At 72.0% G+C, this 25,547-nt stretch carries 20 protein-coding genes; 6 read left to right on the plus strand and 14 right to left on the minus strand.

Features of this window, described 5'->3' with window-relative positions; translation table 11 throughout:
* Positions 1 to 38: 38 nt before the first annotated feature.
* From ACFWRV_RS31285 to ACFWRV_RS31300, 4 genes are all read right to left on the minus strand, one after another.
* A complete protein-coding gene (locus ACFWRV_RS31285) occupies positions 39 to 1,985 on the minus strand; it encodes an IucA/IucC family protein (RefSeq protein ID WP_384339282.1) in 1,947 nt (648 codons plus the stop codon).
* Positions 1,986 to 2,045: 60 nt separating this feature from the next.
* A complete protein-coding gene (locus ACFWRV_RS31290) occupies positions 2,046 to 2,771 on the minus strand; it encodes a GNAT family N-acetyltransferase (protein ID WP_384339283.1) in 726 nt (241 codons plus the stop codon).
* Positions 2,772 to 2,854: 83 nt separating this feature from the next.
* Positions 2,855 to 4,759, minus strand: coding sequence for an IucA/IucC family protein (locus ACFWRV_RS31295; protein ID WP_384339284.1), 1,905 nt, complete (start codon positions 4,757 to 4,759; stop codon positions 2,855 to 2,857).
* 28 nt (positions 4,760 to 4,787) lie between these two features.
* The gene (locus ACFWRV_RS31300; protein ID WP_384339285.1) at positions 4,788 to 6,182 is read right to left on the minus strand and encodes a diaminobutyrate--2-oxoglutarate transaminase family protein; all 1,395 of its coding nucleotides are present in this window, start codon (positions 6,180 to 6,182) and stop codon (positions 4,788 to 4,790) included.
* Positions 6,183 to 6,537: 355 nt separating this feature from the next.
* Here ACFWRV_RS31300 and ACFWRV_RS31305 point away from each other — a divergent pair, with 355 nt between their 5' ends.
* Together ACFWRV_RS31305 and ACFWRV_RS31310 are read left to right on the plus strand one after the other, a co-directional pair.
* Positions 6,538 to 7,707 carry a trypsin-like serine peptidase gene (locus tag ACFWRV_RS31305; protein WP_384339286.1) on the plus strand — a complete coding sequence of 390 codons (1,170 nt, stop codon included), beginning with the start codon at positions 6,538 to 6,540 and terminating at the stop codon, positions 7,705 to 7,707.
* Between the two features lie 200 nt (positions 7,708 to 7,907).
* Positions 7,908 to 9,080 carry a trypsin-like serine peptidase gene (locus tag ACFWRV_RS31310; protein ID WP_384339287.1) on the plus strand — a complete coding sequence of 391 codons (1,173 nt, stop codon included), beginning with the start codon at positions 7,908 to 7,910 and terminating at the stop codon, positions 9,078 to 9,080.
* 91 nt (positions 9,081 to 9,171) lie between these two features.
* Here ACFWRV_RS31310 and hflX read toward each other — a convergent pair whose 3' ends face one another.
* The 6 genes from hflX to miaA all read right to left on the minus strand — a co-directional run bounded on the left by hflX (position 9,172) and on the right by miaA (position 17,157).
* On the minus strand, positions 9,172 to 10,692 hold the full coding sequence (gene hflX / locus ACFWRV_RS31315; protein ID WP_384339288.1) for a GTPase HflX: 1,521 nt from the start codon (positions 10,690 to 10,692) through the stop codon (positions 9,172 to 9,174).
* Positions 10,693 to 10,822: 130 nt separating this feature from the next.
* Positions 10,823 to 12,268 carry a M1 family metallopeptidase gene (locus ACFWRV_RS31320; RefSeq protein ID WP_384339289.1) on the minus strand — a complete coding sequence of 482 codons (1,446 nt, stop codon included), beginning with the start codon at positions 12,266 to 12,268 and terminating at the stop codon, positions 10,823 to 10,825.
* Between the two features lie 84 nt (positions 12,269 to 12,352).
* The gene (locus ACFWRV_RS31325; protein ID WP_384339290.1) at positions 12,353 to 14,527 is read right to left on the minus strand and encodes a RelA/SpoT family protein; all 2,175 of its coding nucleotides are present in this window, start codon (positions 14,525 to 14,527) and stop codon (positions 12,353 to 12,355) included.
* Between the two features lie 171 nt (positions 14,528 to 14,698).
* Positions 14,699 to 15,586, minus strand: coding sequence for a diaminopimelate epimerase (gene dapF, locus ACFWRV_RS31330; protein WP_384339291.1), 888 nt, complete (start codon positions 15,584 to 15,586; stop codon positions 14,699 to 14,701).
* A gap of 72 nt (positions 15,587 to 15,658) precedes the next feature.
* Complete coding sequence (locus ACFWRV_RS31335; RefSeq protein ID WP_355062893.1) at positions 15,659 to 16,111, minus strand: hypothetical protein; 453 nt, start codon at positions 16,109 to 16,111, stop codon at positions 15,659 to 15,661.
* 107 nt (positions 16,112 to 16,218) lie between these two features.
* Positions 16,219 to 17,157 carry a tRNA (adenosine(37)-N6)-dimethylallyltransferase MiaA gene (gene miaA, locus ACFWRV_RS31340; RefSeq protein ID WP_384339292.1) on the minus strand — a complete coding sequence of 313 codons (939 nt, stop codon included), beginning with the start codon at positions 17,155 to 17,157 and terminating at the stop codon, positions 16,219 to 16,221.
* A 203-nt stretch (positions 17,158 to 17,360) separates the two neighbouring features.
* Between miaA and ACFWRV_RS31345 the strand changes: the two genes are divergently transcribed.
* Complete coding sequence (locus ACFWRV_RS31345; RefSeq protein WP_384339293.1) at positions 17,361 to 17,696, plus strand: antitoxin; 336 nt, start codon at positions 17,361 to 17,363, stop codon at positions 17,694 to 17,696.
* Between the two features lie 97 nt (positions 17,697 to 17,793).
* Here ACFWRV_RS31345 and ACFWRV_RS31350 read toward each other — a convergent pair whose 3' ends face one another.
* Together ACFWRV_RS31350 and miaB are read right to left on the minus strand one after the other, a co-directional pair.
* A complete protein-coding gene (locus tag ACFWRV_RS31350; RefSeq protein ID WP_384339294.1) occupies positions 17,794 to 18,513 on the minus strand; it encodes a class III extradiol dioxygenase subunit B-like domain-containing protein in 720 nt (239 codons plus the stop codon).
* 47 nt (positions 18,514 to 18,560) lie between these two features.
* Positions 18,561 to 20,081 (minus strand): tRNA (N6-isopentenyl adenosine(37)-C2)-methylthiotransferase MiaB, encoded by a 1,521-nt coding sequence (gene miaB, locus ACFWRV_RS31355; RefSeq protein ID WP_384339295.1) that lies wholly within the window; start codon positions 20,079 to 20,081, stop codon positions 18,561 to 18,563.
* 133 nt (positions 20,082 to 20,214) lie between these two features.
* Here miaB and ACFWRV_RS31360 point away from each other — a divergent pair, with 133 nt between their 5' ends.
* Positions 20,215 to 21,216 (plus strand): TAXI family TRAP transporter solute-binding subunit, encoded by a 1,002-nt coding sequence (locus ACFWRV_RS31360; RefSeq protein ID WP_384339296.1) that lies wholly within the window; start codon positions 20,215 to 20,217, stop codon positions 21,214 to 21,216.
* 42 nt (positions 21,217 to 21,258) lie between these two features.
* On the opposite strand, the gene ACFWRV_RS31365 is transcribed toward ACFWRV_RS31360, so the two are convergent.
* On the minus strand, positions 21,259 to 22,653 hold the full coding sequence (locus tag ACFWRV_RS31365; protein WP_384339297.1) for a sensor histidine kinase: 1,395 nt from the start codon (positions 22,651 to 22,653) through the stop codon (positions 21,259 to 21,261).
* An 18-nt stretch (positions 22,654 to 22,671) separates the two neighbouring features.
* Complete coding sequence (locus ACFWRV_RS31370) at positions 22,672 to 23,364, minus strand: response regulator transcription factor (RefSeq protein ID WP_384339298.1); 693 nt, start codon at positions 23,362 to 23,364, stop codon at positions 22,672 to 22,674.
* Between the two features lie 388 nt (positions 23,365 to 23,752).
* Here ACFWRV_RS31370 and ACFWRV_RS31375 point away from each other — a divergent pair, with 388 nt between their 5' ends.
* Together ACFWRV_RS31375 and ACFWRV_RS31380 are read left to right on the plus strand one after the other, a co-directional pair.
* A complete protein-coding gene (locus ACFWRV_RS31375) occupies positions 23,753 to 24,538 on the plus strand; it encodes an amino acid ABC transporter ATP-binding protein (protein ID WP_384339299.1) in 786 nt (261 codons plus the stop codon).
* Positions 24,539 to 24,570: 32 nt separating this feature from the next.
* On the plus strand, positions 24,571 to 25,494 hold the full coding sequence (locus ACFWRV_RS31380) for a glutamate ABC transporter substrate-binding protein (RefSeq protein ID WP_384339300.1): 924 nt from the start codon (positions 24,571 to 24,573) through the stop codon (positions 25,492 to 25,494).
* The last annotated feature ends 53 nt before the right edge of the window (positions 25,495 to 25,547 follow it).

Raw genomic sequence — 25,547 nt, forward strand, 5'->3', positions numbered from 1 at the left:
AGCCCGACCACCCTACGGCGCACCACTGACAACGGCGATCACTCCCGGACGCGGGCGGAGGGGTGCAACGGGTTGGGAACCGTGCCGTGGATCGCCGCGTGCGGGCGGCTGGCCCGGTCCCGGTAGCCGTCGACATGCAGACGGTTGCGGTTCAGACAGAGGCGTTCGATCTCCGGGGTGAGCATGTCGAACAGCTCGAACCGCTCCTTGAGCTCCGGGAAGCGGGCGTGGTGGCGCACGATCTCCGCCCGGACGAGTGACCAGAAGGCGCCCTCGGAGACGCCGAGCTGCTCCTCGCACAGGGGGGAGAGATAGCGGAAGACGCCGACGAAGAGGCCGGAGTGGATGAACTGGGTGAGGAAGGACGGCTCCTCGGTGAGGAGGACGGCGCGCACCTCGTCGGGCATGGAGTCGTGTTCCGGCAGCGGGCGGGCGCTGACGTTGACGTCGTCGACGAAGTCCTTGATGGCGAGCCTTGCGGGCACGTCGTTCTCGTCGAACACGACGATGGCGTTCTCGCCGTGCGGGGAGAAGACGGTGCCGTAGCGGTAGAGGAAGTGCAGCAGGGGCGGCAGGAGCGCCGCGAAGAGCCGCTTCAGCCAGGTCTCCGGGGACAGGCCGGAGCGCTCGACCAGCTCCGCGGTGAACGCGCGGCCCGCCGGATCCGTATGGAGGAGCGAGGCGAGCGTGCGGGCGCGTTCGCCCGGGGCGAGGCGGGGCGGCAGGGGCTCCCGCCAGATCGCGCCGAGGAGTTCCTTGTACTGGTAGGGCGCTTCGGGGAGGTGGTCGTACAGCGGATGCTCGACGGCGACGGAGGCGACCTCGCCGAGGAGGATGACCCGGCAGGTGTCGCGCAGGAACGGGTCGCCCTCGCATAGCCCCTGGACCCAGGCGGTGACCGCGGGGGCGGCAAGGGTCCGCTCGGTCGGCAGGCCGCGCCAGACCAGGGTGTTGAGAATGGAGAGCGGGAGCTTCACGATGTGCCGCTCGGGCCGTGCCACGTTGGCGAACGTCCGGATGGACTGCTGAGGGAGGCGCGCGTCGCCGTCGGTGTTGAGGGCGACGATGTCGCCGTCGGCGATGGCGGGGGCGAAGAGCGGCACGATCCACTCGTCCCACTGCCAGGGGTGTACGGGGAGGTAGAGGTAGTCCCGCGGGTCGTGCCCCCGGGCCCGCAGCACGTCGGCGAAGACGTCCCGGACGTCCCCGTCGAGCTCTCCGGCGTACAGCTGCTCGGGGGTGCCGACCCGGCCCACGCCCCGGTACTGCGCGATGCGGGTGCTGACCGCGATCCACGGCAGCCGGAGCGGGCTGCGGGTCTCGGGGGTGAAGCGGGCGGCGTCCGCGGCGGAGAAGCCGAGCCGCCCCTTGCTCGCCACCAGCCAGGGGTGGCCGGTCTGGTGGCCTTCCAGCTCCGCGTAGTCGAGCGCGGCGAGCCGGTCGGCGGTGAGGGCGGTGTGGTCGAGCCGGGCGTCGGCGGCCAGGGTCAGGGTGAGTTCGCGGATGAGGTGGCCCAGCGTCGTGCCGTCGAGTCCGAGGAGCCCCCGGGCCCGGGTGAGGAACGTCAGCGGGTCGCGGAACGGCCGGGGGCCGGCGGCCGCGCCGTTGGTCGGTACGTCGGCGTGCGCGGCGGTGCGTGAGCCGTTGGACTGTGCGTCGGTGTACGGGGCGGTGGGTGAGCCGTTGGCGTGGGCGGCCGGGGGCTGCGCGGTGATCTCGATCGAGTCGGGGTCGACGCGCCAGCTGCCGTAGACGCCACGCCGGGCCGTGAAGGCGAGCACTCCCCCGTCGTCGAGGGTCAGTCGGTGGAGTCCGCCGGTCCCGGGCCCCGGAACCGGCTCGATGATCTTCTCGTAGGCGAACTCGCCGAGCATCTTGGCGAGGAGCCGTGCTGCGGCCCGGTCCCAGATCTGCCGGTTCAGCTCCGGAGGGCTGAACAGCTGCGGGGACTCGGCTGAATCACGGCTCGTGGGATATATCGGCACGGGGACTCCTCCGGAGGGAACCTCTGAGGTTCGAACGGTGTGGAAAGTGCGGCGAGTAGGTCACAGCTGGGCTCGGTACGTTCGGTCGCGGATCATCAGCGCGGCGCGTTTTTCGGGGAGATCCACTTCGGCGGAGAAGCGGAAACCGGCGCTGAGGAACGCGGATACGGAGGGGGTGTTGCGCAGGTCCGGCTCGGCGACGACCCGCCCGCACCGCGGGAGGTTGTCCAGGACCAGGTCGGCGACGGCGCGGAGCAGCGTGGTGCCCACGCCCCGGCCCCGGTTGTTCACGCCCCCGATGAGGAGGTGGAGGCCGGTGTCATGGGGGCGGGCGGGGTAGTGGCGGGCCAGGGGGTCGAGGTCGGCGCGGTAGATCTCCCAGTAGCTCATGGGTTTGCCGTCGAGGATGCCGAGGCAGGGGATGCTGCGCCCGTCCCCTTCGAGCTGCGGCCCGATGTGGTCGGCGGTGACGGACTCGGGTCCGGCCAGTTCCCAGAAGGCTGACACGGCGGGGTCGTTCATCCAGCGGCTGATGAGGGGGAGATCGCGCTCCAGCCGGACGGGGAGGAGGGCGAACTCCCCCGCCTCCGTGGTCGCGGGCGGCCAAGTCCCCGGGTTCCCCAGCAGCTCGCCGGAGGCGGAGGCGGGGGGCGACCCCGCGCTCCGCTCCTCGGCGATCAGGGCGAGCAGTTCCTCGGTGAGCTTCAGGTCGAGCGTGTCCTCGACCCCGGTGCTCCCGCCGTCGGGTGCGGTGCCGGATTCCGCTGAGGCGTCGGCGGGAGGCACGTTGGCGCTCTCCTCTCTGGACCGGGTGCGGTCGGTGAGCTTCTCCGGTGCGGGTGCAGTCGGAGTCTCTCTGGTGCGGAGGTTCAGCAGTGCAGCGGGTTGGCGATGGTGACGTACACGGACTGGGTGTCGACCGGCCCGACCAGCTCGTCGAGGCCGTGCAGCCGGGTCAGCAGGTTGGCCTTGCAGCGCAGTTGGCGGTTCTCCAGGAGATACGCGGGCAGGGGCGAGCCCAGTTCCGCGGCCTCGGTGAGGAATTGGCGCAGGACGGTGAGGAGTTCCTGCTCGTCGGCCAGGCGCTGGGACCCGAACGCCCCGATCAGCCCGAGGACGTTGTTGATGCCGAGGTAGTAGGCGAACCGCTCGTCCGTGACCGGGTCGGAGACGAAGGTGTCGCTGACGGTGCCGATGCCGGGGAGCCGCCGTTCCAGCTCGTCGCGGCGGGAGTCGCGGAAGTAGTAGCCCTGGTTGTCCCGGTAGCGGCCGCCGACGGGCCAGCCGTCCGGGTCGAGGAGGACGAGGGTGTTCTGCTGGTGGGCTTCGAGGGCGACTCCGCCGTGGGCGTCGAGCCAGAGCACGGGGCGCACGACGTGGTGCAGATAGCGCCGGAACCATTCGGCGGAGGCGGCGGCGGTGGTGAGGCCGGTGCGGGCGACCAGACCGGAGACGACCTCCGCGAGCCGCGAGTGCATACCGGGCCGCCCGGGGCGTGGGCGCTGCGCGGTGAGTCCGGCGATGCAGGCGGCGTCGTCGCCCGGGCCGAAGGGGTTGTGCCGGAGCATCACGTCGAGTCCCGTGACGGGTGTGCCCTCGGGGTCGTCGACGGCGAGCCAGGCGGGGTCCCGGACGATGTCGAAGCCGGGGTGCTCCCGCTGCCAGTGCTCGGCGAGCCCGGTCGACAGGAGGCGGTGGACCTCGACGCCCCGGTGCAGCTCCTTGCGGAGGTTCTCCCGGCGGGAGTTGGTGATGCGTACGCCGAGGGAGAGCTTGAGCATCACCCGCGCCCCGGGCCGGTGCACGGTGCGGATGGAGGAGGTGGGGTGCCAGTGCTCGCCGTGCGGGCCGAGGTCGTGGAGCAGACCGGTCTCGGCGAGGGCGCGGACCTGGGGGCGGTGGAGCAGGTCGGCGGCCTGCCAGGGGTGTACGGGGACGGGGACGGTGCCGGAGGGCAGGCGCAGCCCTTCGGCGTGCGGGGCGAGCAGCTCCTCGGCGGTGGCCGGACCGCCCTCGGTCCACGCGGAGTCGGTGGCGGCCAGTGACCGGTCGACGGCGAACCAGTGGAGCGGGAAGGAGCCGTGCAGCTCAGGCGAGTAGCGGCGGGACTCCGATTCGGAGAGGCCTTCGCGGCTCTTGGGCGTGGGGTGGAGGGGGTGGCCGAGCAGCAGGGACTGTTCGGCGGTGAGGAAGAGGTCGGCCTCGGCGGGGTCCGCCGGGCTGCGCCGGCGCTGCTCGATGAAGCCGGCGGTGTGGCGTACGGAGTCGGCGACCCGGCCGACCAGATCGCCCGCGCCGCTCTCGCCGCCCTCGCGGCCGATGAGGACGGCGACGGTGGCGGCGTCGGCGGGCGGCGCGTCGGCGGGGGCGTTCTCCAGGACGGGTGCGCCGAAGCGGTGGGCCCCGGTGGCGGACCAGTAGTGCACGGGAACGAGGAGGGCGGTGCCGCTGGCGGGGAAGGCGATCCGCAGGGTCTCGCCGTCGGGACGGGGCAGATCGCACTCCCGGGTCCAGCAGCGCAGCAGGCTCTCGGTGCCCGCCGCGTCGGCGGCCCGCAGCGGGTCCGGGTCGTCGAGCGCGTCGGGCCTCGGACCTGGATCCACCGGGACGCCCAGGTCCGGACCGGGCGCGTACGCCGCGGAGTTGGGATCACGCGGGGTCTTCTGGCGGGGCACGGTCGTCGCCTCGACCGTGCCGGGGGCGGCCGGTCCGTCCTGCCCTCGGTGCTGGGGGGTACCGGGGCCGTCGGCCTCGGACGCGGGGGTGGGGTTCACGGCGTTCTTCCTTGTGGGGATTCCGGGGTCAGGTGGTCGGCCCGGCGGTGGTCCGACGGTGCGGGGAGCGTGTCGCGGCTGCCAGCGCGTCGGCGAGACGGTCGACGACGGCGTTCGCCTGTTCGTCGGTGAGGGTGAGGGGCGGCAGGAGGCGGACCACAGCGCCGTGCCGGCCGCCCAGTTCGACGATGAGACCGCGCCGCAGGCACTCCTGCTGGACGGCGAGGGCGAGTGCCGGGTCGGGCGGCGGGGCCGGGGTGTCGTCGCCGGCCTCGGCGGGCAGGGGCGCGCTCTCGGGATCCACCAGCTCCAGGCCGATCATCAGTCCACGCCCCCGTACGTCACCGATTCCCGGGTGGTGCGCCCGCAGTTCCCTCAGGCGGGCGAGCATCCGGGCCCCCAGGACCGCCGCGCGGTCCGCCAGTTGATTCTCCCTGACGTACGCGAGCGTGGCCGCGCCCGCCGCCATGGCGAGCTGGTTGCCACGAAACGTACCCGCGTGCGCGCCCGGCTGCCAAAGATCCAGCTCAGCGCGGTAGACGATCACGGCGAGGGGCAGGGAGCCGCCGATCGCCTTGGAGAGGACCATGACGTCGGGGACGATTCCGCTGTGCTCGACGGCCCAGAAGGCTCCGGTCCTGCCGACCCCGGTCTGCACCTCGTCGGCGATCAGCGGGATGGACCGTTCTTCGGTGATCCGGCGCATGCGGCGCAGCCAGGCGTCCGGGGCGGGGTTGACGCCGCCCTCTCCCTGGACCGGCTCCACGATCATCCCGGCCGGAGCCGGCACTCCGCCCTTGCGGTCGTCCAGCAGGTGTTCGGTCCAGCGGGCGGCGAGCGCGGCGCCGTGCTCGCCGCCGGTCCCGAACGGGCAGCGGTAGTCCTGCGGGAAGGGCAGCCGGGTCACGCGTACGTCGGTCGCGCCGCCGGAGGCCTCCAGGGCTCCGGCGGTCATGCCGTGGTACGCGCCGGTGAAGGTCAGCAGGCCGGATCGCCCGGTGGCGGACCGGACGAGTTTGAACGCGGCCTCGACGGCGTCCGTGCCGGCGGGGCCGCAGAACTGGATGCGGGCGTTGTCGGCGAACTGCCGGGGCAGAGTGGCGAACAGCTCGGTGGTGAAGGCGTCCTTGACCGGGGTGGCGAGGTCCAGCACGTGCAGGGGGGCGCCGGAGTCGATGACCTTCCGGATGGCTTCGAGCACGACGGGGTGGTTGTGGCCGAGCGCCAGGGTGCCCGCGCCCGACAGGCAGTCCAGATAGCGCCGTCCGTCCGCGCCCTCGATGGTGAGGCCGCGGGCGCGCACCGGGACGATCGGCAGGGACCGGGCGTAGGTGCGGGCCGCCGATTCGCGCAGGGACTGGCGGCGGAGGATGCCTTCGTGCGCGGAGGGCGGCGCCACCGGAGCGGGTTCGGTCACGGACACGGCTCTTGATCCTCCTGCGGTAACAGTTGCGTTGCACGTCGGTACGTTTTCGCGCGGACGCACCGAGGCCGTGAACGCTGTCCTGGTGTCCCCCGTACGTACCAACGACGCCGGCCACGATGGATCACGGGTAAATCGGAACATCCTCGCGGCGACGGAACCGCGGACCTGCCGCGTACCGTCACCATCGGCACCGGCATAGTGGGGGCCGCACCGCGGCGCGGAAGCACCTGCTCCGGCGCCCGAAGTGTCCGCAATGCAGCACGAGTACCGAGTGACGAAGTCCCAGGGGGATCACGAGATGCGACCCATTCGCCCGACCGATACCGCACGCCGCGGGAGGCGCGCACGGCGCATGCCCTCCACCGCGGTCGCCGCGACGGCCGTCGCCGCCGTGCTGGCGCTCACCGCCACGGCGTGCGGTCCGGAGGAGGACAACGCGGGCTCCACACCCAGCGCCTCGGCCGACCAGTCGTCCGACGGCAAGGTCACCATTCCGGACGATCTGAAGAACCGGCTCAAGGAGCACGGGATCGACCCCGACAAGTGGCGGGACGGGGAGTGGAAGAACTGGGACAAGGACAAGTGGCTGCGTGAGGCCAAGGACTTCGTCAACCCGATCATCGACGGCCTGTGGGACCCGGACCGGATGCGGGAGGCCGACAAGCCCCCGGAGAACCCGGTCGACAACGACATCTCCGGCGACGACGGCGTGACGGACCCGACGCCGGCCCCGGTCCAGGCCGCCGGTGTCGCGACGCCGTACCACGACAACGCCCCCGAGTCCGGGAAGCTGCTCTTCGACGGCCCGCAGGGCTCGATGGTCTGTTCCGCGACCGTGGTGAAGGACCCGGCGAACCCCGGCAAGTCCAACATGGTGTGGACCGCCGGGCACTGTGTGCACGCGGGCAAGAAGGGCGGCTGGTACCGCAACATCGCCTTCGTCCCGGCGTACAACAACGACGGACTGTCGCCGGCCGAGCTGGAGACCGCGCCCAAGGAGAAGATCGCTCCCTACGGTGTGTGGTGGGGCCAGTGGGCCCAGACCTCCGAGCAGTGGATCGAGCAGGGCGCCGCGGTCGGCGGCCAGGGCGCCCCGTACGACTTCGCGGTGCTGCACGTGACGCCGGAGAAGGGCGCGGGCGGCAAGTCGCTGGAGGAGACGGTCGGTTCGGCGCTGCCGGTCGAGTTCAACGCTCCGGCCGTGCCGGAGATCGCCGGCATGACGGCCACGGGATACCCGGCCGCGCCGCCGTTCGACGGTCAGAAGCTGCTCCAGTGCGAGGACAAGCCGGGCCGGCTCTCCGTCTTCCAGGACCAGCCCACGATGTACCGCATCGGCTGCACGATGACCGGCGGTTCCTCCGGCGGCGGCTGGGTCGCGGCGGGTCGGGACGGCAAGCCCGCCCTGGTCTCGAACACCTCGATCGGCCCGGTCACGGCCGGCTGGCTGGCCGGTCCGCGGCTCGGCAAGGAGGCCGAGGGCATCTACCGCGCGGTGAGTGAGAAGTACGCGGGCCAGTAGCCCGCGCGCACAGGCCCGTGAGGTCCGCGGCCCCCGGCAGGCGACTGCCGGGGGCCGCGTGCGACCGGCGGCCGGCTCCGGGGTCACGCATGACAAGCACATGACAGAATGCACGACCGCGCAGGCGCGACGACGGCACATCCGCGCGTCCCGCGACGGCGCGCCACCGTACGACTCAGCTGTTCAGGGGGATTTCTTCCATGCGATCGATACGTCCGCTGCTGGCCGCCACCGGCCTCGTCGCGGCGCTCACACTGACGGCCACGGCCTGCGGTCCCGACGAGGACGCCGCGGCCGCCAAGCCGTCGGCCACCGGCGGGGCGGCGGAGAAGGACTCCGCCGCAGGTCTTCCCGGTGATCTGGGCGAAGCCCTGGAGAAGCACGGGGTGGACCCGGAGAAGTGGCAGGACGGCGAGTGGAAGAACTGGGACAGGGACGGCTGGCTCCGCAAGGCCGAGGACTTCGTCAACCCGGTCATCGAGGGTCTGTGGAAGCCGGACCGGATGGCCTCGGCCGACGAGCCCGCCAAGACGATGGCGGCCGGTGACCTCGCCACCGGTCAGGACGTCAGCGACCCGGAGCCCGCGCCGGTGCGGGCCAAGCCGGAGAAGACCCCGTACCACCGGTACGCCGCCCCGGTCGGCAAGGTCTTCTTCGACTCGCCCGAGGGCTCCATGGTCTGCTCGGGCACGGTCGTGAAGGACCCGGAGAACCCCGGGAAGTCCAACCTCGTGTGGACCGCCGGACACTGCGTGCACGCGGGCGCGGGCGGCGGCTGGTACCGCAACATCGTCTTCGTGCCGTCCTACAACGACCAGGGCAGGAACGCGGCGCAGCTGCGGACCGCGCGGCCGCAGGAGGTCGCCCCGTACGGCACCTACTGGGCGGACTGGGCCACGTCCTCCGGCGAGTGGATCTCCGGCGGCGGCCCGACGGGCGGAGCGGGCGCGCCGTACGACTACGCGGTGCTGCACGTGAAGCCTTCGAGCGGCACGAAGTCGCTGGAGGAGACGGTGGGCAACGCGCTGCCGGTCTCCTTCGACGCTCCGGAGATCCAGCAGATCAGCGGCATGGGCGCCTGGGGCTACCCGGCCGGTCCGCCGTACGACGGTCTGCTGATGCACCAGTGCGTCGACCGTCCCGGCCGGCTCTCGATCGCACCGGGGACCCCGGCCATGTACCGGATCGGCTGCACCATGACGGGCGGCTCCTCCGGCGGCGGCTGGTTCGTCGCCGGGCCCGACGGCACGTCCATGCTGGTCTCCAACACCTCGATCGGCCCGGTCACTTCGGGCTGGCTGGCCGGGCCCCGGCTCGGCGAGGACGCCAGGCGCACCTTCACGACGATGAGCGACAAGTTCGCCGGGCAGTAGTCCCCGGCGGCGGCAGTACGCCGAAGGCCCGGCCCCCTCTCTCTCCGGAGAGTGGGGCCGGGCCTTCGGCTGTCGTACGGTCCCGCGGCCGTCAGTGCGCGGCGGGGACGAAGGTCCCGAGCTCCGCGGCCAGCTCCTCGTGGACCTGGGCCTTGAGGAGGGTGCCCTCGGCGGTGTGCTCCTCGGAGAGCACCTCGCCCTCGGCGTGCACCCGGGAGACCAGAGCCCCCTGGATGTACGGCACGAGCACCTCGATCTCGACGGACGGACGGGGCAGCTCGGCGTCGATGAGCGCGAGCAGCTCGTCGATGCCGGCGCCGGTCCTGGCCGAGACCGTGATGGCGTACTTCTCGTTGCGCAGCAGGCGCTGGAGGACCAGGGGGTCCGCCGCGTCCGCCTTGTTGATCACGACGATCTCGCGTACGTTCACCGCGCCGACGTCCCGGATCACCTCGCGCACCGCGGCGAGCTGCTCCTCGGGCACCGGGTGGGAGCCGTCCACGACGTGGAGGATGAGATCGGACTCGCCGACCTCCTCCATGGTGGAGCGGAACGCCTCGACGAGGTGGTGCGGCAGATGCCGGACGAACCCGACGGTGTCGGCCAGGGTGTAGATGCGGCCGCTCGGCGTCTCGGCCCGGCGGACGGTCGGGTCCAGGGTGGCGAACAGGGCGTTCTCCACCAGGACACCGGCACCGGTCAGGCGGTTGAGCAGCGAGGACTTTCCGGCGTTGGTGTATCCGGCGATGGCGACGGAGGGCACCTTGTTGCGCTTGCGCTCCTGCCGCTTGATCTCGCGGCCGGTCTTCATCTCCGCGATCTCCCGGCGCATCTTCGCCATCTTCTCGCGGATCCGTCGCCGGTCCGTCTCGATCTTGGTCTCACCGGGGCCACGTGTGGCCATGCCGCCACCGCCGCTGGAACCGCCGCCGCCCATCTGACGGGAGAGCGACTGACCCCAGCCGCGCAGCCTGGGCAGCATGTACTGCATCTGGGCCAGCGAGACCTGCGCCTTGCCCTCTCGGGACTTGGCGTGCTGGGCGAAGATGTCGAGGATCAGGGCGGTCCGGTCGACCACCTTCACCTTGACGACGTCTTCCAGGTGGATCAGCTGGCCGGGGCTCAGCTCACCGTCGCAGACGACGGTGTCGGCTCCGGATTCGAGCACGATGTCACGCAGCTCCAGGGCCTTGCCCGAGCCGATGTAGGTGGCCGGGTCGGGCTTGTCGCGCCGCTGGTACACCGCGTCCAGCACCTGCGCGCCCGCCGTCTCGGCGAGTGCGGCGAGCTCCGCGAGGGAGATCTCCGCGTCGTGCACCGTCCCCGAGGTCCAGACGCCCACCAGCACCACGCGCTCCAGGCGCAGCTGGCGGTACTCGACCTCGGTGACGTCCTCGAGCTCGGTGGAGAGACCGGCCACGCGTCGCAGCGCTGCACGCTCGGAGCGGTCGAGCTGCTGGCCGTCGCGCGCTCCGTCGATCTCGTGGCTCCAGGCGACGTCCTCTTCCATCAGGGCGTCGGCCCGGCGGGCCTCGGTGAGGCTCTCGGTGGTGTTCTCCGTGGCGCTCTGCGCGTCCTGCGCGTCCTGGGGAAGGGAAGAAGAGGAGGTCATTGGATCCTTACGTCGATAGAAGTCTTTACGTCAGTCACAACGTGTGATCTTCCCGGATGATTCCCTTCGGGGAACTCCGGGCGGTCCGCCGCGCCGACCCGTCGATAGTGGCACGGCCCCGCCGGGCCCGTCACGCGGGTTTCGCGCTGCTCCAGTCCGGGTGGCCGGGCATCGGCGGGGTCTTCTCGCCGTACAGCCAGCCGTCGAAGAAGCCGGTCAGGTCCCGTCCGGCGATGCCGGACGCCAGCCGGGTGAAGTCCGCGGTGGTCGCCGTGGAGTCCCGGTGCACCCGGACCCAGGTGCGCTCCAGCAGGTCGAAGGCGGCTTCGCCGATCTCCTGGCGCAGGGCGTAGAGCACCAGCGCGCTGCCGTCGTACATGACCGGGCGGAACAGGCTGAGCTTCTGCCCCGGGGCCGGGCCGTCCGGGTGCGCCGGCGGGCCGCCGTCGGCGCGCCAGCCGTCGGAGAGCTGGTACGCCTGGCGCATCCGCCGCTCCAGGGTTCCGCCCCCGTTCTCCTCGGCGTACCGGGCCTCGTACCAGCTGGCGTGTCCCTCGTTCAGCCAGAGGTCGGACCAGCTCGCGGGCGAGACGCTGTTGCCGAACCACTGGTGGGCCAGCTCGTGGATCATCACCGAGTCGACGTACCACTCGGGGTAGGCGGGCTCGGTGAAGAACGACTTCCCGAACAGGGACAGCGTCTGGGTCTCCAGGGCGAACCCGATGGGGCTGTCGGCGACGAGCACCCCGTACGTCTCGAAGGGGTAGCGGCCGACCTGCTTCTCCATCCACTCCAGCTGGGCCGGGGTCTTCTTCAGCCAGGGCTCCAGCTTCTTCCGGTCGGCGGCCGGGACGACGTCGCGCACCGGCAGTCCGTGCGGGCCGGTGCGGTGCGCGACGGCGGAGCTGCCGATGGAGACCTGGGCCAGCTCGGTGGCCATGGGGTGCTCGGTGCGGTAGGTCCAGGTGGTCGTGGCCCCGCGCCGGGTCCTGTCCACGGGCAGGCCGCCCGCGACCGCCGTCAGCTTCTCGGGGGCGGTGATCCGGAAGGTGAAGTGCGCCTTGTCCGAGGGGTGGTCGTTGCTCGGGAAGACGCGGTGGGCGGCGTCGGCCTGGTTGGCCATGGCGAGCCCGTCGGCGGTACGCACCCAGCCGCCGTCGTCCCCGGATCCGCTCGGGTCACTGGTGTGCCGGACGGTGATGTTCAGCGGCACGCCCGCCGGGAGACGGCGGGGGGCCTGAAGGACCAGGTCCTCCCTCTTGCTGCCGAAGTCGACGCTCTGCCCGTTGACCTCGACGCCGCGGACGGTGCCCCGGGCGAAGTCGAGGTTGATCCGGTCCAGCGGGGCGGTGGTGCGGGCGCTGATCTTCGTGACGGCGTCCAGGGGCTTGGTGTTGCTGCCGTGGTAGGTGAGGGCGATGTCGTACGCGAGGACGTCGTATCCGGGGTTGCCCAGCTCGGGAAAGAGCCGGTCGCCGATGCCCAGGGGCTCGGGGGCGGGCAGGGTGGCGGCGACGAGGGTGGCCGAGGCGGTCGCCAGCAGGGCGGCGCGCAGGCGGCGGGTCAGGAGCGGCATGGACTACCGCTATCAGCGCGGGGCCGCCCGGCCGGGGAGCCGCGCGCCGTACCACCCGAACGAGGACGCGCCGTCCGTGGTCGCTCAGCCGGCCGGGGCCGGGTGCTGGGCGCGGCTGACGTCGTAGACCCCGGCGACGTCGCGCATGGCGCGCATCAGACCGGGAAGACCCGCCGCGTCGGGGAGCTGGAGGGTGTAGGTGTGGCGGACCCGCTGCTCGCTGGGCGGCTCGACGGTGGCGGACACGATCGCCGCCTCGGCGGTGGCGATGGCCTCGGTGAGGTCGGCGAGGAGCCGGGGGCGGCCGAAGGACTCGGCGACCAGGGTCACCCGGCAGCCCACCTCGGACTCCCGGCCCTCGGCGTCCGCCCAGCGGGCCGCGACCGGGGCGCGGCCGATGTCCCGCATCTCGGCGGCGGCGGGGCACTCGCGGCGGTGCACGGTGACCGCACCGCCCCGGACGACGAAGCCGGTCAGCTCGTCGGGGGGCACCGGCGTACAGCAGCCGGCCAGGCGGACCGGCGCGCCCGGCCCGTCGACGACGACGCCTGTGGTCCGTGGGCCGGACCGGGTGCGCGCCGGGGCGGTGGCCCCTGGGGCCTCGCGTTCCGGGGCGTCGGCGGCGGGCTCGTCCGGTGTGCCGGGTCCGGCCGCCTCCACGGTCTCCGGGTCGGGCTTCGCCTCGTCGGGGTGGTCGGTGAGCCAGCCGGTGATGGCGATCCGGGCGGCGGGGGTGCGGGCGTGGTCGAGCCAGTCGGGCGAGGGGCCGGAGGCGGTGTCCTGGGCGAGCAGCAGCTGCACGGTGTCGCCGTCGCTGAGGACGGTGCTCAGGGTGGCGAGGCGGCCGTTGACCCGGGCTCCGATGGAGGTGTGCGCCCGGTCGCCGTACTGGGCGTAGGCGGCGTCGACGCAGCTGGCGCCCGCGGGCAGCCCGAGGGTGCCCCCGTCGGTGCGGAACACGGTGATCTCGCGGTCCTGGGCGAGGTCGTCGCGCAGGGTGGTCCAGAAGGTGTCGGGGTCGGTGGCGGACTCCTGCCAGTCCAGCAGCCGGGAGAGCCAGCCGGGCCGGGTCGGGTCGGCGCGCTCGTCGGACGGCTCGGCGTGCTGGAGCGGGGCGGTCCCGTCCTGGGCGTACGGGTTGCCCAGCGCGACGACGCCCGCCTCGGCGACCTTGTGCATCCGGTGCGTACGGATGAGGACTTCGGCGACCGCGCCCCCGGGGCCGACGACGGCGGTGTGCAGCGACTGGTACAGGTTGAACTTGGGGGCGGCGATGAAGTCCTTGAACTCGGAGATCACCGGGGTGAAGCAGGTGTGCAGTTCACCGAGGACGGCGTAGCAGTCGGCGTCCTCGCCGACGAGGACGAGGAGCCGGCCGAAGTCGGTGCCGCGCAGTTCGCCGCGTTTCCGGCGGACCCGGTGCACGGAGACGAAGTGGCGTGGCCGGATGAGGACTTCGGCGCTGATGCCCGCGTCGCGCAGGGTGCGCGTCACGTTGTCGGCGATGGTTTCGAGGGGGTCGTCCGGGCGCGTCGCGGCGGCGATCAGGGCGCGGGTGTGCTCGTACTCCTCGGGGTGCAGGATCGCGAAGACCAGGTCCTCCAGCTCGGTCTTGAGCGCCTGCACGCCGAGCCGTTCGGCGAGCGGGATGAGGACGTCCCGGGTGACCTTGGCGATCCGGGCCTGCTTCTCGGGGCGCATCACACCGAGGGTGCGCATGTTGTGCAGCCGGTCGGCGAGCTTGATCGACATGACCCGGACGTCGTTGCCGGTGGCGACGAGCATCTTGCGGAAGGTCTCCGGTTCGGCGGCGGCGCCGTAGTCGACCTTCTCCAGTTTCGTCACGCCGTCGACGAGATAGCAGACCTCGTCGCCGAACTGCTCCTGGACCTGATCGAGCGTCACCTCGGTGTCCTCGACGGTGTCGTGGAGCAGGGAGGCGGTGAGCGTGGTGGTCTCGGCGCCTAGCTCGGCGAGGATCAGGGTGACGGCCAGCGGATGCGTGATGTACGGCTCGCCGCTCTTGCGCATCTGGCCGCGGTGCGAGGACTCCGCGAGGACGTAGGCCCGGTGCAGGATGGTCAGGTCGGCGTCGGGATGGTGGGCGCGGTGCGCCTCGGCGACATGGCCGATGGCGTCGGGCAGCCGGTCGCGGGAGACCGGGCCGCGCAGTGCCACCCGGCCCAGTCTGCGCAGATCGATCCGGGGGCGGCTCCGCCTGCGAAGGGGAGCGCCCGGATCGGCGGCCTCTGCACTCATGGGCACCTCCGGCGACGTCGACCGGCGCTGGGGAGGAGCGGATGCCCCTCGGGGCCGGTGCTTGATGCTATCGACCCCACCACGTGGCGCAGTCCAGCTCTCGCCCAGCGTGAAACGGATCACCCATTCGAGCGAAGCTCGGACCGATCACCGTTTCGAGCGGTTCAGGCCTCAGGAGGATGCGAGCCGTTCCTGGGCGGTTTCGAGCCAGGCCGGGTCGATGACACCCTCGGCGACGATCACGGCGGGTCCGGTCATGTCGACCGCGCCGTCGGGGTGCTCGGTGATGACGAGGGTGCCGCCGGGGAGATCCACCCGATACGTGACGGGGAGCCCGGTCCCGGCGGGGTCGGCGCCGTCCCGGCGGGCGGCGGCGACGGCGACCGCGCAGGCTCCGGTGCCGCAGGAGCGGGTCTCGCCGGAGCCGCGCTCGTGGACGCGCATGCCGACGTGGCGCGGGCCCCGGTCGACGACGAATTCGACGTTGACGCCCTCGGGGTAGACGGCCTCGGGGCTGATGGGGGGGGCGGTTAGCAGGTCGCCCGCGTGGTCGAGGTCGTCGACGAAGGCGACCGCGTGCGGGTTGCCCATGTTGACGTTGCGGGCGGGCCAGCTGCGGCCGCCGACGCTGACCGTGACGCTCGCCTCGGGCAGTTGGGCGCGTCCCATGGAGACGGTGATCTCGCCGTTCTTGGCGAGGTGCACGCGCTTGGGGCCGCCCCGGGTGGCGACGGTGAGGTCGCCCTCCTCGACGAGACCGGCGCGCTGGAGGTAGTGCGCGAAGACGCGCACGCCGTTGCCGCACATCTCGGCGATCGAGCCGTCCGCGTTGCGGTAGTCCATGAACCACTCGGCCCCGTCCGCCATGGACCGTGCCTCGGGGTGTGCGGCGGAGCGCACGACGTGCAGGAGTCCGTCGCCGCCGATGCCGGCCCGGCGGTCGCAGAGCCGGGCGACGAGGGCCGCGGGCAGCGTGAGGGCGTTGTCCGGGTCCGGGACGATCACGAAGTCGTTCTCGGTGCCGTGACCCTTGAGGAAGGCGATCTGCGAGGTGCTCACACGCCAACTGTACGAGGCGGCGCCGACAACCCGCACGAGCGGCCCGGCCGTGCGGGCCTCGCCGCGACGCCGTCAGCGCAGCCGGGCCACGCGCCAGACGGCGAGGGCGACCAGGGCGAGGCCGGTCGCGGCGTACAGCGCGATCACACGCCAGTCGGGGCGGTCGCCCGAGCCGCGGGAGGGCAGTCCGGGCCAGGTGTGACCGACGCGGCGGGCCGCCATCATGCCCCAGCCGGCCGCGCAGCAGCTGATCAGGAGCCCCAGCATGGCGACGATGGCGCCGCCGTCACCGAACTCGAAGGCGAGGGGGAAGGCGAACATCAGCGAGCCGACCGCGGCCAGCATGACGATGGGTGCGAGCTGCCAGATCCGCAGCTTGCGGGTGGGCCGCAGCTCGACCTCGACCTCGGGGGCCACGTCCTGCTCGTCGGGCCCGTCGGGGCTCAGCCGTCCCGCGGTCTCCCGCGGTGACGGCACCTCGTGCTCTGTGTCGCGCTGCTCCGTGTCGCGAGGGCCGGCCTCCATCGCCACGCGCCCTCCCAACTCGGACTCCACTGGTGGATCGATGCTCGATGATGGCACGGTCACGGGTGCCGAATTGACGGGCGGGGCTTCCCGATGCCATCACGTGATCAGGCTGTGACCGCTCGTTCGACCAACGTCAGCGCCCGGTGCGGGAGTTCTTCCCGGTCACGGTGTCCGCCACCGAGCCACACGACCCGCGGGTCGCGGCGGAACCACGAGTCCTGACGGCGAGCGAAGCGCTTGGTGGCGCGCACGGTCTCGGCCCGCGCGTCGTCCTCGGTGCACTCCCCCGCGAGCGCCCCGAGGATCTGCTGATAGCCGAGGGCCCGTGAGGCGGTGAGGCCCTCGCGCAGCCCGGACGCCTCCAGGGCCCGCACCTCCTCCACGAGACCCGCCTCCCACATCCGGTCGACGCGCAGGGCGATGCGCTCGTCGAGTTCGGGGCGGTCCACGTCGACGCCGATCTGCACCGCGTCGTAGACCGGTTCGTCGCCGGGGAGGTTGGCGGTGAAGGGCTTGCCGGTGATCTCGATGACTTCGAGGGCGCGGACGATACGGCGGCCGTTGCTCGCCAGGATGGACCGGGCGGCGTCCGGGTCCAGGGCGGCGAGGCGTTCGTGCAGGACGCCGGAGCCGCGCTCGGCCAGTTCCGCTTCGAGGCGGGCGCGCACCTCGGGGTCCGTACCGGGGAACTCCAGGGCGTCGATGGCGCCCTTCACGTACAGCCCGGAGCCGCCGACGAGGACGGGCGTGCGGCCTGCGGCGAGCAGCCGGTCGATCTCCCGGCGGGCCAGGCGCTGGTACTCGGCGACGCTGGCGGCCTCGGTGACGTCCCAGATGTCCAGCAGGCGGTGCGGCACGCCGTCGCGCTCGGGGAGCGTCAGCTTCGCGGTGCCGATGTCCATCCCCCGGTAGAGCTGCATGGAATCGGCGTTGATCACCTCGCCGTCGAGCCGCTGGGCGAGAAAGACCCCCAGATCCGATTTTCCGGCCGCTGTGGGGCCTACGACGGTGATCACGCGGGGGGCGGGAGGGGGAGGCGTCACCGGACCAGTCTCCCAAATATCCGGACCCTTCCGAACACACCGGGTGTCGAGCGGGACGCGGCCGAACACGGAGGGCGACGTCAAGGATGCGCCACGGAAGCGCCGAAGGACGAGTAAAAACGGCAGGAACGGACAGGTGACGGACAATGGGGGCGGGAGAACGCTCCCGTGACGACAGTCCTCACTGCACGGAAGGTGACCCAATGGGGTTCCTGGACAACCTGAAGGCCAAGCTGGGGCCGGCCAAGGACAAGGTCGGCGACCTCGCGCAGCAGCACGGGGGCAAGATCGAGCAGGGCCTCGACAAGGCCGCGCGCACGGTCGACCAGAAGACCAAGGGCAAGTACAGCGACAAGATCGATTCGGGTACGCGCAAGGCCAAGGAAGCCGTGGACAAGCTGGGCCAGAAGGACGGGGGTGCGCCGGGAGGCGCTCACGGCACTCCCGGGACCCCTGGTGCGCCCGGAACCCCCGGTGCTCCGGGTACGCCCGGCGGCACCCCTGGCAGCACGCCTCCCCCGCCGCCGCCCGCGCACTGACGCAGCGGTCGTGCCCCGGCGGCGGGTGCGGAGCCGAGTGCTCCGTGCCCGCCGCCGGTCTGTTCCCGCCGCCGGTCTGTTCCCGCCGCCGGTCTGGTCAGGACCAGGCGGCAACGGTGTAGCCCACGCCGTACGGGGCGTCCTCGTACAGCAGCCGCCCGGCGAGCCCGGCGTCCCGCGCGGCGCCGGCGAGCAGCTGCCAGGAGGCCCGTCCGGTCGCCTTGAGTTCGTGGGCGAGCGTGGCGTCGAGCGCGGCGATGGCGTCGAGGTCCGCGGCGCCGAGCGCCTCGGTGGCCAGGGCGTCGAACGCGGCGGCCCGCTCGTCGAGGTAGCCGGGCGCCTTGAGGGTGCGGCAGGCGCTGCCGTCGCCCATGACCAGGAGCGCGACCCGATCGGCGCGGCGGGCGAGGGCGCGGCCGGCCTCCTCGCAGTCGCCCGGAGCCGCGGTCCGCAGGAGGGCGAGCCCTTCGGCCGGAGCGCCCGTCCAGCGGGCCCGGCCGAGCAGCCAGGCGCCCACCGCGAGGGCCTGCGGCAGCGGCCGGCCCGCCGTGGAAGTGTCCTCGGGCGCGCGGCCGAGCGTCACGTCGAGGTCCACGCCGACGCCCCGGAAGGAGCCGAGCGATCCGGGCGGGTAGGGCGCGGCCGTGCCGTCTTCGCCCGGTCCCACGACGACGAGGAGGTCCGGGCGCGAGGCGGCGAGCACCCCCACGGCGTCGAGGCAGGCGTCACGCGCGGAGTCGAGCTCGGGGGCGGCCCCGGCGGCGACCTCGGGCACCAGGAGCGGCGGACAGGGGCACACGGCGGCGGCGACAAGCATGCCGGTCAGCGTACTTCCCCGGGCGCCGCCGACCGGGCCGGGAGCCGTCAGCCGATGCCGCAGGCCGGGGCCGTGGTGGCCGGGAGCGGGTCCGGGGCGCCGATGCCGGGGAGGCCCAGCATCACTCCGGCGGGCTTGGCGGCGGCCTCGGTGGTGCGCTTCTCCCAGGCGTCGCCCGCGCGGGTGGGGCGTACGGCGAGCGGCGTGCCCTCGGCGAGCAGGTGGTGCGGGGCGGCGTAGGTGATCTCGACGGTCACCACGTCGCCCGGGCGCACGTCCTGGGCCGGCTTGGTGAAGTGGACCAGGCGGTTGTCGGGGGCGCGGCCGGAGAGCCGGTGGGTGGCGCCGTCCTTGCGGCCTTCGCCCTCGGCGACCATGACGTCCAGGGTGCGGCCGACCTGTTTCTTGTTCTCGTCCCAGGAGATCTGCTCCTGGAGGGCGGACAGGCGCATGTACCGCTCCTGGACGACCTCCTTGGGGATCTGGCCGTCCATGTCGGCGGCCGGCGTCCCGGGGCGCTTGGAGTACTGGAACGTGAACGCGTTGGCGAAACGGGCCTCGCGGACCGCGTGCATCGTCTGCTCGAAGTCCTCCTCGGTCTCGCCGGGGAAGCCCACGATGATGTCGGTCGAGATGGCTGCGTCCGGCATCGCGGCGCGCACCTTCTCGATGATCCCCAGGAAGCGCTCCTGACGGTACGAGCGGCGCATCGCCTTCAGGATGCGGTCCGATCCGGACTGCATCGGCATGTGCAGCTGCGGCATGACGTTCGGCGTCTCGGCCATGGCGGCGATGACGTCGTCGGTGAAGTCGCGGGGGTGCGGCGAGGTGAAGCGGACGCGCTCCAGGCCCTCGATGGTCCCGCAGGCGCGCAGCAGCTTGGAGAAGGCCTCGCGGTCGCCGATGTCGGAGCCGTACGCGTTCACGTTCTGGCCGAGCAGGGTGATCTCGGAGACGCCCTCGGCGACCAGGGCCTCGATCTCGGCCAGGATGTCGCCGGTGCGGCGGTCCTTCTCCTTGCCGCGCAGGGCCGGGACGATGCAGAAGGTGCAGGTGTTGTTGCAGCCGACCGAGATGGAGACCCACGCGGCGTAGGCGGACTCGCGGCGGGTGGGGAGCGTGGAGGGGAAGGCCTCCAGGGACTCGGCGATCTCGATCTGCGCCTCTTCCTGGACGCGGGCGCGCTCCAGGAGGACCGGCAGCTTGCCGATGTTGTGCGTGCCGAAGACGACGTCGACCCAGGGGGCCCGCTTGACGATGGTGTCGCGGTCCTTCTGCGCGAGACAGCCGCCGACGGCGATCTGCATCCCGGGGCGCTTGGTCTTCATGGGCGCGAGCCGGCCGAGGTTTCCGTAAAGCTTGTTGTCGGCGTTCTCCCGCACCGCGCAGGTGTTGAAGACGACGACGTCGGCGTCGCCGTCGGAGCCTTCGGGGGCCCGGACGTAACCGGCGCCCTCCAGGAGACCCGACAGCCGTTCGGAGTCGTGGACGTTCATCTGGCACCCGTAGGTGCGCACCTCGTAGCTCTTCTGGACGTCCACTGCTTCGCTCCGGTTGCCGCTGCTCATGGGACAAGGGTAGGCGGTTGCCGGGCGGCGCCTTCCCGTCCCCCGGTCAGGCTTCCGCCGACCCGCCCGTTGTGGGGCGGGCCTCACGGGGAAGCCTGGCCAGGGGGGTGGGTGAGCTGGCAGGATCGCGCGCATGTTCCACGCTCTGTCCCGATTCGGCCGCCGGCGCACCCTGCAGACGGGCGCCGTCCTCGCGGTCGTGCTCGGGCTGCTCGCGTGGTGGCTGCAGCCCCGGGGGGACGAGGGGGACCCGAGCGGCCCGCTCACCTTCTCCACGGGAGTGCCCAGCGGGGTCTATCAGCGCTACGGGGAGCGGCTGGAGGGCGCGCTCGCCAAGGACATGCCGGAGGTGTCCATACGGCTGCGGACCAGCGAGGGGTCGCAGCAGAACCTCGCCCGGGTCGCGACGGGCGAGGCGGACTTCACCATCGCGACGGCCGACGCCGTGGCCACCTATCTGCGCGACGGCAGGCCCGGGGCCCAGCGGCTGCGTGGCTGTGTCCGGCTGTACGACGACTACGTCCAGCTGGTCGTCCCCCGCGACTCCGACGTCCGCAGCGCTTCCGACCTGCGGGGCAAGCGGGTGGGCGTCGGCCAGGAGGGGTCCGGGGTGCGGCTGGTCGCGGACCGGCTGCTGACGGCGGCGGGACTCGATCCGGCCGAGGACATCACCCCGGTGCCGGTGGGCATCGACACCATGCCCGTACGGCTGACGCAGGGCCGGCTCGACGCGTTCTTCTGGTCGGGCGGGCTGCCGACCGCGGCCGTGCAGGAGCTGTCGGAGCGCTTCGAGATCCGGCTGGTGCCGCTGGAGGCCGACCTGGTCGCGAAGCTGCAGGCGTCGACCGGTCCCACCCGCTTCTACCGGTCGGCCATGATGCCCGCCGACGCCTATCCGCAGGCCCAGCAGGGTCAGGCGGTGCCCACGGTCGCCGTCGCCAACCTGCTCGTCACGACCGACCGTACGGACGCGGCCATGACCGAGGCCTTCACCCGGACGGTGATCAACACCCGGGACCGGATCGGCCGCGAGGTCCACTCGGCGCAGCTGGTGGACCTGCGGACGGCGATCTACACGGATCCGCTGGACGTGCACGACGGGGCCAAGGACTACTACCGCTCGGTGAAGCCCTGACGGCTCCTCGTCGGGGGCGCTGAGTCTCCCCGCCCATGGAGCTCAGCCGCCCGGCCGTTCGCGGGGCACCGAGACGGTCACCCGCAGGCCGTGCGGTGCGTGGTGCTCGTACGCGATCGAGCCGCCGCCCGCCGCGAGCAGCACCCGGGAGATGGAGAGGCCGAGGCCCGACCCGCTGACGTTCTGGTGACGGGTGCTGCGCCAGAAGCGGTCGCCGACGCGCTCCAGTTCCGCTTCGGTGAGGCCCGGGCCCCGGTCGGCGACGACGACGGTCGTCGTGTGGGTTTTGGCGGTGACGGTGACGGTGACGTCCTCGCCGGCGGGGGTGAACTTCAGGGCGTTGTCGATCACCGCGTCCAGGGCGCTGGAGAGCGCCACGGGGTCGGCCCAGGCGGTGGCCGCCGGGGCCCCGTCCAGGGTGAGCCGCACGCCCTCCCGGTCCGCCATGGGACGCCAGGAGGCGACCCGCTCGGCGGTGAGCGGGACGATGTCGGTCAGCTGGAGGTCCGCCTCGGCGTGCTCGGCGAGCGCGAGGTCGAGCAGGTCGTCGAGGACCCGGGCCAGCCGTTTGCCCTCGGTGCGCACGGCGGCGATCTCCTCGCTGTCCTCGGGCAGCTCCAGGGCGAGCAGCTCGATGCGCAGCAGCAGGGCGGCGAGCGGATTGCGCAGCTGGTGCGAGGCGTCGGCGACGAAGGCGCGCTGCTGCTCCAGCACGTCCTCGACGTTGTCCGCCATCTCGTTGAAGGAGCGAGCCAGGTGCCTGAGTTCCGGCGGCCCGGCGGAGGCGGCGACCCGGGAGCGCATCCGGCCGCCGGCGATGTCGCGGGTGGCCGCGTCCAGGGTCCGTACCGGCAGCAGGACCCAGCCGGTGAGCCGGACCGCCGCGCCGACGGCCACCAGCAGGGCCAGGGCTTCGCCGAGGCCGATGAACAGCCAGGTCCGCAGGGTCCGGGACCGCATCTCACCGGTGGGCGAGTCGATGACGACCACGGCGACCACATCGCCGTCGCGCACCACGGGCGAGGCGACGACGACGCGCCCGTCGCGCCAGGGCCAGACCTGCGGCGGGTCGTGCGAGCGGCGGCCGAGCAGCGCCTCGTCGAACGCCGTGCGCCCTTCGCCCTCGGCGGGCAGGGTCCAGGAGCCGGGGGCCTTGGCCAGGGCCCGGTCGTCCCGGAAGAAGACGCCGGCGCGGATGTCGTACACCGAGGCGTAGACCTCCAGGTCGGTCTGGAGGGTGCGGCGGCGCTCCTCGCTGTCCGGGGAGGTGTCGGTGATGGACTGCGCCAGGGCGGCGAACCGTGCGGTGTCGTCGATCCGGTCGATCACCAGGCGCTGCTGCTCGGCGGCGGCCACACTGATCGCGAGCGGGAAGCCGAGGGTGACCAGGACAGCGGCCATCAGGACGATCAGCAGCGGGAGCAGACGGGAGCGCACCGGGGGCGTACCCGCCGGTTACGCGGACGGCGCGACGAGCCGGTAGCCGACGCCCCGCACGGTCTCGATCAGGGCGGGCAGGCGCAGCTTGGAGCGCAGGGAGGCGACGTGGACCTCCAGGGTGCGTCCGGTCCCCTCCCAGCTGGTGCGCCAGACCTCGCTGATGATCTGCTCCCGGCGGAAGACGACGCCGGGGCGCTGGGCGAGGAGGGCCAGCAGGTCGAACTCCTTGCGGGTGAGCTGGACTTCCGTGCCGTCGACGCTGACCCGGCGGGTCGGCAGTTCGATGGCGACCGGCCCGAGGCGCAGGGCGGCGACGGGGGTCGGCGCGGTGTCCTCGCCGCTGGTGGTGCGCCGGGCGACCGCGTGGATCCGGGCGAGCAGCTCGCCGGTGTCGTACGGCTTGGTGACGTAGTCGTCGGCGCCGAGGTTGAGTCCGTGGATGCGGGAGCGCACGTCGGCGCGGGCGGTCACCATGATCACGGGGGTCGCGGTGCGCTTGCGGATCTTGCCGCACACCTCGTAGCCGTCCTGGTCGGGCAGGCCGAGGTCGAGGAGGATCACCCCGAAGGGCTCCTTCTCGGCGGGCAGCAGCGCGCGCAGGGCCTCCTCGCCGTTGCGGGCGTGCTTCACCTGGAATCCGTGGCGGGCGAGCACGGCGGACAGGGCCGCCGCGACATGGTCGTCGTCCTCGACGAGCAGAAGTCTCATGGCCCTCCTCTCCGTGTCTCCCGGGGCCGTCCGGCTCCTCGGGCTCATGGGTGAAACCGTTGCACGGTGTCACCGGGTGCTGTCACCCGTTTCACCCTGCTTCACCCGGGAGATCTCTGGCGTGATCTCCCGTTCATCGACGCTTCGCGTCGACTCGCTCAAGGCATCCACGCCGATGAACGGCACACCAGTCAAGAGTCTGCCGGTTACAGCAGGGTTTCCGTTATGCACCCGGTACGCCCCCGGGGTGGCACGTAGCGTCCTGTTCACACGGAGTGTCCGGTTGCCGCCGGATCGTTATGCTCAATTTCCGCTCAGATGTAATGACGTTGGTAGCACTGCGTCATTAGTGTCCTTCTTCAACCGAGGAGGACGGAGCAAGAAGCCGATGAGCGGAGTTTCAGTGACCAAGGACGCCGAGGATGCCGCGCCCGCGGCGAACGACCTGGTCGTACTGAGCGACGTCAACAAGCACTTCGGCGCGCTGCATGTGCTCCAGGACATCGACCTGACCATCGCCCGTGGCGAGGTCGTGGTCGTCATCGGGCCTTCCGGGTCCGGCAAGTCCACGCTGTGCCGCACGATCAACCGCTTGGAGACGATCGATTCGGGAGCGATCTCGATCGACGGCAAGCCCCTGCCCCAGGAGGGCAAGGAGCTGGCCAGGCTGCGTGCCGACGTGGGCATGGTCTTCCAGTCGTTCAATCTCTTCGCACACAAGACGGTGCTGGAGAACGTCATGCTGGGCCAGATCAAGGTCCGCAAGGCCGACAAGAAGGCGGCGGAGGAGAAGGCCCGGATCCTGCTCGACCGGGTGGGCGTCGGCGTACAGGCCGACAAGTACCCCGCGCAGCTCTCCGGAGGCCAGCAGCAACGCGTCGCGATCGCACGGGCTTTGGCGATGGACCCGAAGGTCATGCTCTTCGACGAGCCCACGTCGGCGCTCGACCCGGAGATGATCAACGAGGTCCTCGAAGTCATGCAGCAGCTGGCCCGGGACGGGATGACGATGATCGTCGTCACCCACGAGATGGGCTTCGCCCGTTCCGCCGCCAACCGCGTCGTGTTCATGGCGGACGGGAAGATCGTCGAAGAGGCGACCCCCGACCAGTTCTTCAGCAACCCGCGCAGCGACCGGGCCAAGGACTTCCTGTCGAAGATCCTTCACCACTGACGACAACGACTTCCGACCTAAGGATTGTTCACATGAAGCTCCGCAAGTCGGCCGCCGTCGCGGCCATTGCCGTCCTCGCCCTGACCGCGACCGCGTGTGGTGGCAAGGAGGGCTCCGCCGGTGACAAGCCGGGCGGCACCCAGCCGGGCGCCTCCGGTGCCCCCGAGCTGCCCAAGTACACCGCCGCCACGGACGTCGCCCTCGACTCCCCGGTGTTCAAGAAGGCCAAGGAGCGCGGCAAGCTGATCATCGGCGCCAAGGCCGACCAGCCGTACCTCGGCTTCGAGGACCAGGCGACCAAGGAGCGCTCGGGCTTCGACATCGAGATCGCCAGGATGGTCGCGGCCGACCTCGGCTTCTCGGAGAAGCAGATCGAGTGGAAGACGGTCGACTCCGGCGTCCGTGAGACGGCCATCTCCAAGGGCCAGGTCGACTACTACGTCGGCACCTACACGATCAACGACGAGCGCAAGAAGCAGGTCGGCTTCGCCGGTCCGTACTACAAGGCCGGCGCGGACCTCCTGGTGCGCGAGGACGAGAAGTCGATCACCGGCAAGGACTCGGTGAAGGGCAAGAAGGTCTGCTCGATCGTCGGCTCCACGCCGCTCCAGGAGATCAAGAAGCCGGAGTACGGCGCGAGCGTCGTCGAGCTGGCCAAGTACTCCGACTGCGTGCAGCAGCTGCTGACCAAGCAGGTCGACGCGGTCACCACCGACGACTCGATCCTCAAGGGCTACGCCGCGGCCAACAAGGGCAAGCTCAGGGTCGTCGGCAAGCCGTTCACCGACGAGCCCTACGGCGTCGGCCTGAACAAGGACGACAAGGTGCTGCGCGAGGCCATCAGCAAGTCGCTGGAGGAGCGCGTCAAGGACGGCACGTACAAGAAGATCTACGAGGCGACGCTGGGCCTGTCCGGTTCGGACTTCGTCGACCCGCCGGCCATCGAGCGTTACTGACGCCGCCGTCCGTCGGGGGGGGGGGGGGGGGGCGCCCTGACCCGGGACCTGGC

Source organism: Streptomyces sp. NPDC058576 (assembly GCF_042718715.1).
Lineage (GTDB): Bacteria > Actinomycetota > Actinomycetes > Streptomycetales > Streptomycetaceae > Streptomyces.